Source organism: Rhodopseudomonas sp. BR0M22 (genome assembly GCF_010907035.1).
Lineage (GTDB): Bacteria > Pseudomonadota > Alphaproteobacteria > Rhizobiales > Xanthobacteraceae > Rhodopseudomonas.
Map to the genome: position 1 here is coordinate 1 of NZ_QUMK01000148.1, position 950 is coordinate 950.

Sequence of the window (950 nt, forward strand, 5' to 3'; positions counted from 1 at the left end):
TGTGCATGTTCAACAATTCGGTGATCGAATCCACCCATCAGGGAGGCTTCGATGCGCGACAACAGCTTCGATCGGACGATTGAAAGAAACTACATCCAGAAGTGGCGTTTTCTGATCGCTGAGTACGAGGCGGTAAAGGAGGGACGGTCGGAGCAATTCCGCCGCGTCGGTGACTTCTACCGCCATCACGGCACTTGCTCCCAAACCTTCCGGAAGTACTACAACCGCTATCTGCAGAGCGGCGACGAGGCCGATCTGTTGCCCCGGCGCCGCGGACCTAAATGGCGGGATCGTCGTGTCCCGGAAGGCATCGAGACGGAGATCGTCGCCGCCCGGCAGCGCGGCATGAACCGCTACGAGATCCATGCCGCCTTGCGAGAGCGGCGCGATCAGGTACCCTCGGAATCGACCATCTATCGGGTGCTGGTGGATCGGGGATTGAACCGCCGTACGCCGGCCATGCGCGAGGAGAAACGCCGCATTATCAAGGACAAGATCGGCGAACTCGGTCACGTCGACCTGCATCAATTGCCGCGCGACATGTTCCTGGCGCCGCCACCCAACACAGCTTTTGTCGTCAGCCTGCTCGACAGCTGCTCGCGTCTGGCCTGGGCCGAGGTCGTGACCTCGAAGAAGGCCCTGCCGGTGATGTTCAAGACGTTGAAGATGATCAACACGCTGAACGTCAGCTACGGCGTCCAGTTCGCCGAGATCCTGTCCGACAACGGCGCCGAGTTCGCCTCGCGAGCCCGTCCGGACGAGCACCCCTTCGAAGCGATGTTGCGCGAGCTCGGCATCGTGCACCGTTACACTCGGCCGTACCGCCCCCAGACCAACGGCAAAATCGAGCGCTTCTGGCGGACGCTCGACGAGGACGTGATCGAAGGTGCCACCTTCGACAACCTCGACCACTTCGCCAACGAGTTGTTCGAATACATGGTCTATTACAA

Annotated in this window: 1 protein-coding gene; it reads left to right on the plus strand. The window is 60.5% G+C overall.

The window, feature by feature from the left end:
• Positions 1 to 51 precede the first annotated feature (51 nt).
• Positions 52 to 950: helix-turn-helix domain-containing protein (locus tag DY468_RS24525; protein ID WP_164608216.1), on the plus strand; the 899-nt coding region annotated here is incomplete at its 3' end.